The sequence below is a fragment of the Aquisalimonas sp. genome, assembly GCF_007120195.1.
Lineage (GTDB): Bacteria > Pseudomonadota > Gammaproteobacteria > Nitrococcales > Aquisalimonadaceae > Aquisalimonas.
This window is the reverse complement of sequence record NZ_SKOG01000191.1, coordinates 1-6478: the sequence shown is the minus strand read 5'-3', so window position 1 is coordinate 6478 and position 6478 is coordinate 1. Positions and strand designations below refer to the sequence as shown.

Below are 6478 nucleotides of genomic sequence, written 5' to 3'. Positions count from 1 at the left end.
CCAGGGAGCTCCCTTCGTAGTCGTCGCTGGAGTCACCGAAATCGAGGTTGTAATTCCCGTTCCTGGCTTCTTCAGAATTCGCCCGCATGCGGTCGAACATATCCTGGGCAAGGAATGTGGCCTGGGAGACCTGTGCGGCGGACTGGTTGCTTTGCAGGCTGGTTGTCTGCAGCCCCGCCAATCCCAGAAGCCCGATCGAGAGCACCAAGACGGCGATTAGAATTTCCAGCAGGCTGTAGCCCTGCTGGCGCGGAAGCCCGGTCTTTCCTGTTGATCTGCCGCCTGAACGTGTCATATGGGTTACCTGCACTCCATTCGCTCGGATCGGGTCGCGCCGCCCGCGGTGATGGTGATTTCGCGCCGCATGTCGCAAAGGCAGTCATCCGCCGGTTCCAGTGCCAGCGAGATACGGCCGCTCCCAGCACCCCGGGAGCCGCCCACGCGGAAGGTGATGCGGTTGACGGGGGCGTTGCCGCTGCCGTTGTCGATGCGGACGCGGTCACCGAACGCATCGAAGATGCGGATCACGTCGTCGCTGCCGTCGTCGTCCTCCGCTACCACATGAAAGCCATCGGTCCATCCGTCGCTGATGGGCTCCAGGGTGACGTCGCGGTTGCCGCGAGTCGCCTCGCTGCGGGCCGTAGCGAGGCCCGTGACCAGTTCATTGGTCTGGGTCTACAGCCGACTGTTCTGGAGCAGGTACTGGAAACTGGGCACCCCGACTGTCAGCAGTATGGCCGCCACTACGACGGTGACCATGAGTTCGATGAGCGTAAAACCGTTTAACTTGCGCATGCCTGTACCTATACGCACAGCCGCATCCGTTGCCTACCCAGGCGGCGACGAACTGCGGTCACGAGCAGATGAGAGGTCATGCCTGCAAGCGCCTTGAGGGGTCCACTTAAGATTGAGCACTGTTGAACCGTTGTGCTAGTTTCAAAAGAAATTGCACCAGTCAGCGGTTCGGCCTAGCAGCCGAGACCTCAAATCGGATGAGGAGTGCGAGTGCAGCAGGGAAGCAGCGGCGCATGCATATGGCGGTCGACAACGAGCCTTGGCGGGCAGGGCGCGCTCGCCTTGGAGCCGCACATGCCGCATCTCATGCCTGGGCATGAGACTGCAGGAATCTCTTCCCGGATAGCCTTCCCTGCGACACAGGATCTAACCGTTGCGCACAGACGACGTCGAGCCTAGTGTCTCCGAAGCTCGCCTTGTGCTGAAGGGTGACGAGGATTCTTGGTAATTTCAGGGCGTGCGGAGCCCCCGCTGCCCATCAGCGAGAGAACTGCCATGGAATCAGGTTCGAGTCCGTGTGCCCGCAAGGCAGCGCGACAGCTGGCATATGCTTTTGCGGTCCTTTGCCTGGCGACACTCCTGCAGGATGTCACTCAGTCGGGGCCTCCGGGGATCTCCGTGGCGGCAGCCGGGCGGGCGGAGGGAGGGGATTTTTCGATGCGTATGGCGGTAAAAAAGCGCCAGGGGGTGTGTCGGGCGATGGCGTACCATCTGCAAAACTTGACGGGAGAGTCCTCGCTCGGCGAAATCCATCACTCCCTGCGGGCGCTGTCCATGCTCGCGGCTGGCAAGCTGAATGGCTACGTCAGCGCAGGCGACAGTGCGACCTCCCGTGCCTCCCCGCGGATCTGGGAGGACGATTATCGTGCTGCATTTCGTGATCATCGGCAGGATCTAGTTGATGCGCTCACCGAGGCGCGCAGGAACTGGGAGCCTTCGGTTCCGAAACGGATTTCACAAAGCTGCGTGGGGTGTCATCAAACGTTCACGAAAGACTCGCCGGCGTTGGGCGGAGAGTCCGCAGAGTTCCCTCGGCTAGGCCGGTGAAGGCGTCCTTCGAATCGCGCTGAGGCAAACGCGCGACGAGAGCATTGAAGCACACGGGTAAAGGACTAAAGGAGCGCAGGATGCGCAACATTCTCGAATCGGCGATCACCCGACAGCATTTCTCCCGGGTCTGGCACGGAGTGCGCTTCACCGTGGCGTTGGCCCTGACCGCTTTTTTGGTGGCCGCCTGTGGCGACGGCGGTGGCACGGAATTCGTCCTTGGAGACGATGTGGGTGAATCCCGGGGCGAGGGCAACCATGCGGACTCGGAAGAGGGCGACGACATTCCCTTGAAAGAACCCGGCGCCTACCTGCAGGCGGCGCGGGAACTCTTGGAAGCCGATTCTGACGTTGTTACAGATGAGGATTTCGCCGAGTCTGCATTGGCCCAGAGCCGGATGGATCAGGGCAGAAAGCGTCGCATGGACCGTGCACATGCGCTGGCCATGGCTGCTGAAGATCCAGACCCGGAATGGTTTTCCACCCATGTGGACCGCGAAGTGCTCGTGGTCGCCCCCGGTGAACGGTACGCCGTAACCGTCACCAAGCTTGACTCCGAGGGCGAGGCGATCGGCCCGGCGGACCCAGACCGTTTGCAGCTGGTAGTGCGAGTGCAGCGCGATGATCACGAGTTCGAGTACGTCCCCCGCGAGTACAGCGCGGATTACGCGCGATGGGATCTCAGCAGCGGCCAACTGGAAGTGAGCGTTCCTGCTGACCTTGCGCGTGGCCGGATGGTTGTGGGTATCAGGCCTGATCTTGCCGACCCGGGGCAATTGGCTCTCGCTGAGCGTTGGTCGACCGCGCTGTCGCTGGAAGTCTGGCCCGTGAGAAGCGGTGTCAATGCCCTTGGCCAGGACGACGTCTTGTTCCCCCGAGATGCGGCAGAGCCGTTTCATGACGATTCCCTGTTCTCGCGATCAGACGTCGCCGCCAAGGTAGGGCAAGAGTTGGAAGACCACCGGTTTGTGCTCCCGCTTGTGGTGTGGGGGACGGAGTTTAGCCCGGGTGAGCTGGTGGACTACCGCTGGGGCGAGTACGCCTATGGCGGCCGAATTGTTGGGTTGGTCAACCGTGATTACCAGCAGCTGGTTCTGCTGAGTCCTGAATGGTTATCCGTTTACGATGTTGCTGACACCTCCCATGGCTTCATGACCGAACAGGGCGTGTTCCCGGAGTTCGTCGTTTACCGGGAAGGGAATCCGATCCCGGATTACGACGCGCAATATCGTGGCGATCCCAGTCACGTCGGTCCCGAGGATCGTGCCGCGATCAGCGCCGACGCACTGGCAACAGAGCCGTTGGCGTTCACGGACTGGGCGGAACCGACCCAAGCCGAAATGGCGAAGAGTCAGCGTGTCCAGGCGCTGTCGACAAGCCCGAACCGGAGTGGCTTGTGGGAACGGAGCTGCGATCCTGCAGCGAAATCCAGCTTGGTGTTCTCCACCGAATTCGCGTTGGCCCCAGCGGACGCGGGGATGTTTGTTACGGCTTCTGTCGGCGGGCAAGGCCGGTGCAAGTGGACAGCGGCGCCAGGGCGCGATGGAAATCAGGGAGTTCGCCGTTTCTCGCCAGCTGGGGGAGTGGCAGGCATCATCCTTCGGCAGCTCCTGGGAGGTGATGTCCGGACCACCCCGTTTGGCAGCGTTAGCCTCGAACTTCAGGCTGATGCGCCGGACAGTCTTGAAATGAAGGCAGGGTATAGCCATCAGCAAGGCAGCGTACTTGAGCTTGGAATATTTGACCGCGGCGGCTACGGTTTCGTCGGCCTGTTGGGAGAACCGGTTACCGTTAAGGGGTTTGCTGAGGCAACAGCAGGTATTCGCCATACGCTTCAGCTCACCGACGTGGATGGCCTGCTGGGGCGAGTGTTGGCATTGGTCGGTATTCCGGCCCCCGTGCTGGATCTTGATGCGAAAGCTGGCCTGGGTGCGGGATTCGCGGTAACAGGCATGAACTCCGCTGGCGTATACCAGGGTTTTGGCACGTCCGGGGGTTCAATTAGCAGCGAGGCTTTCGCGCAGTTCAAGCCCAGCCCGCACTTGCAGGTTCTTACAGGCGTTCTCGGCCTAGATGGTGATCCAAGTTTCGAGTTCGATGTCAAACTGGGCGATAAGGCATTCCCAGCGGAGTTCGGCTTTAATGCTATCAATGATTCCGGCACCGGTATCGCCTTTGTGGAGGGCTTGAGCGCCAGTAATCCAGTGCTCAATGCCCTGTTTGAAGCTGGCGTCTCGGGGGTTATGGGTCCGGGAGACGCAGAGAGTTCCATTTTCGAAAATCCGGAGCACAACGTCACGTACGACGTACAGGAATGCCAGGATAACGGTGGAGAGATCAGCGCCCCGGTCGTTGCCTGCATTCATCCCCGCTTTTGCGGCGAGACTGAACCGGCGGGTTTTTGCGGAGGAGACATCTCCGTGGATCCGCTCATGGCAATGGGCTATGTCGGGGAAACTGTAGAAACCAGCGGACGGGTAACCCTGGGTGAAAGTGGAGGCGGTCAGCCATCGCAACCGCTTGACGCGAGCCTCAGCGGCAACCCCCTCTCACCGGGGCCACAGAGTGTCACCTTGCATCCCGGGGAGTCACAATCGTTCAACGCCTCGGGCCGTTGTAATTCCAGAGGGGTTACTCAGGGGACCATTACGGCCGTGGTTGATGCAGGTAACATGGACGAAAGCGAGAACCTCCTCAACTGCCGTTGCAACCGCAACGAGCGCGATTGCGACCGTATCTGGGCATCACCGCACCTGATTACCGCCGATGGGCTGGGCTACGATTACTACGCATCCGGCGATTACATTCTCATGACCGTCCCAGGGGTCGACGGGTTGGAGGTGCAGGGGCGCTTCTTGCCTGGTTATGACGTCTCTTGGCCGCAGGCAGTCGCGCTGCGCGTCGGTGCTGATGTCGTCGAGATCCACACGCGCAGAGAGGAGGCGGTGGGGCTCCATTGGCACTCGCTGTCCATATGGGTCAATGGGGAGAAGCTATATCCCCCGCACGAATGGCACCCTGTCCGCGAAACTCGGCAGATCAGGCTGCCTGACGGTGGCCGATTGTTCATCGATCAGTTCATGGGCCGATTCCAGGGACGCTACCTGGATCCCATCGGAGTTACCGTGACTTGGCCATTCGATGGCCCCGGTGGAGGTTACGGTGTGCACGTCCAGGGTATTGCCTATGACGAGGCGGAGGCCGGCGACTACGCAAACACCCCACCCATGATCGAGATCGAGATAACCCGCCCGGATACCTATGCCGGGATGGAGCGGGGCTTGCTCGGCAACAACGACGGCGACCCGCGCACGGATTTCATCCGGCGCAACGGTGAGAACCTTGGCGGCGCGACGCCGATGAGCTGGACGGCATTGTACTCACTGTTTGGTGGGGACTGGCTGGCACGGCCCCACGAATGCCTGTTCCGCAACGGGTGCATCGAGCCCCAGTTCCCGCCGGCGGCGGTGGTGCTCGATTCGGATCAGCGGGCCTTAGCCAAAGTGGCCTGCGCCCAGCTTCGCGGGTGGTATCGGGAGGCCTGCATGCATGACGTCGGGCTCACAGGGTCGCCGGAATTGGTTCAGCAGCACTATGCCGCGACTGACGACCTGAACTACATGGCCGATCGAGTCATCAATCCGGGCACCGAAGTTCCCCTGTATACACTGAAACCTAAGAGGCGCGACGTCCTGCCTGAGAATGCTCCCGGCGCACCGGCGTACATTCAGGAGTTCCAGGTTGAGCTGGTGAAGGGGTCTGGCGACTACATCGTGAGCCTGCGCCCGCCCGCAGCCGGAACGGCGCGATTGGTCTCAAACGGTGCAGGTAGCCGTACGGGAAGCAATGGTATCAGCGATGCCGTGAAAGTGTTCTGCGGTGAATCCGATGAACGATGGCAAGGGGCAGCCCTCTCCGGCCTTCCGGTTGCCGGCGCATTGCAGCTCTGGTCCGTGGATCCGCTCTCCGGGAACGCCGGACAGTTGATGGGAGAGATGGCCCTACTGTGCGTCGATAGCAATGAAGATCGAACGGCGTTGGGCGCCTCCCATGCCCTCATTGTGGATGCGTGGGATACGCCTTTTGCCTCGGGGAATAACGTCCATGGACAACTCGGCGACGGCAGCACCCTCCATCGTCACGAGCCGGTGCCGGCGGCAGTTGATGACTTGGATGCCCCTGAGTTTTCCGCTGTAGAGGCGGGTCGGGAGCACAGTATCGCCCTGGGTGGGGACGGCCGAGTCCGGGCCTGGGGCAGGAATGATCAGGGCCAGCTTGGCGACGGTTCCGGCGCGCAGCAAGAGCGCCCGGTTGAGGTTGCTTTATCGGATGAGATCGTCGTCGTGGCGCTTGCTGCGGGCGAAGCCCACAGCCTTGCCCTGGCCAGTGACGGCCGTCTCTGGGCGTGGGGGAGCAACGAATACGGTCAGCTCGGTGACGGCACGACCACGCAACGGAATGCTCCGGTATTAATCGACCCGGAATCACTGGAAGGAGCGCGGCCAGTCGGAGTTCACGCCGGTGAGCATCATAGCTTCGTTCTGGATGACCAAGGCAGGATTTGGGCCTGGGGCCGCAACCATCGCGGGCAACTTGGTGACGGCACGACAGAGGCACGCTCCTCACCCGTCGCCCT

3 protein-coding genes and 1 pseudogene are annotated in these 6478 nt (G+C 61.4%); 1 reads left to right on the top strand and 3 read right to left on the bottom strand.

Annotated features, from left to right (window positions below; translation table 11 throughout):
• From pilV to QZT63_RS13705, 3 genes are all read right to left on the bottom strand, one after another.
• A partial coding sequence (pilV, locus tag QZT63_RS13715; RefSeq protein WP_290652055.1) for a type IV pilus modification protein PilV occupies positions 1 to 295 on the bottom strand: 295 nt, incomplete at its 3' end.
• Positions 296 to 300: 5 nt separating this feature from the next.
• On the bottom strand, positions 301 to 660 hold the full coding sequence (locus tag QZT63_RS13710; protein ID WP_290652056.1) for a GspH/FimT family protein: 360 nt from the start codon (positions 658 to 660) through the stop codon (positions 301 to 303).
• Positions 661 to 675: 15 nt separating this feature from the next.
• Positions 676 to 795 (bottom strand): prepilin-type N-terminal cleavage/methylation domain-containing protein, encoded by a 120-nt coding sequence (locus QZT63_RS13705; protein WP_290652054.1) that lies wholly within the window; start codon positions 793 to 795, stop codon positions 676 to 678.
• A 1127-nt stretch (positions 796 to 1922) separates the two neighbouring features.
• Here QZT63_RS13705 and QZT63_RS13700 point away from each other — a divergent pair.
• A pseudogene (locus QZT63_RS13700) lies at positions 1923 to 6478 on the top strand (hypothetical protein); the annotation flags it as partial.

Excerpts from the sequence above, each read along its gene's own strand:
- QZT63_RS13705 (WP_290652054.1), bottom strand. The coding sequence starts at position 795 with ATGCGCAAGTTAAACGGTTTTACGCTCATCGAACTCATGGTCACCGTC.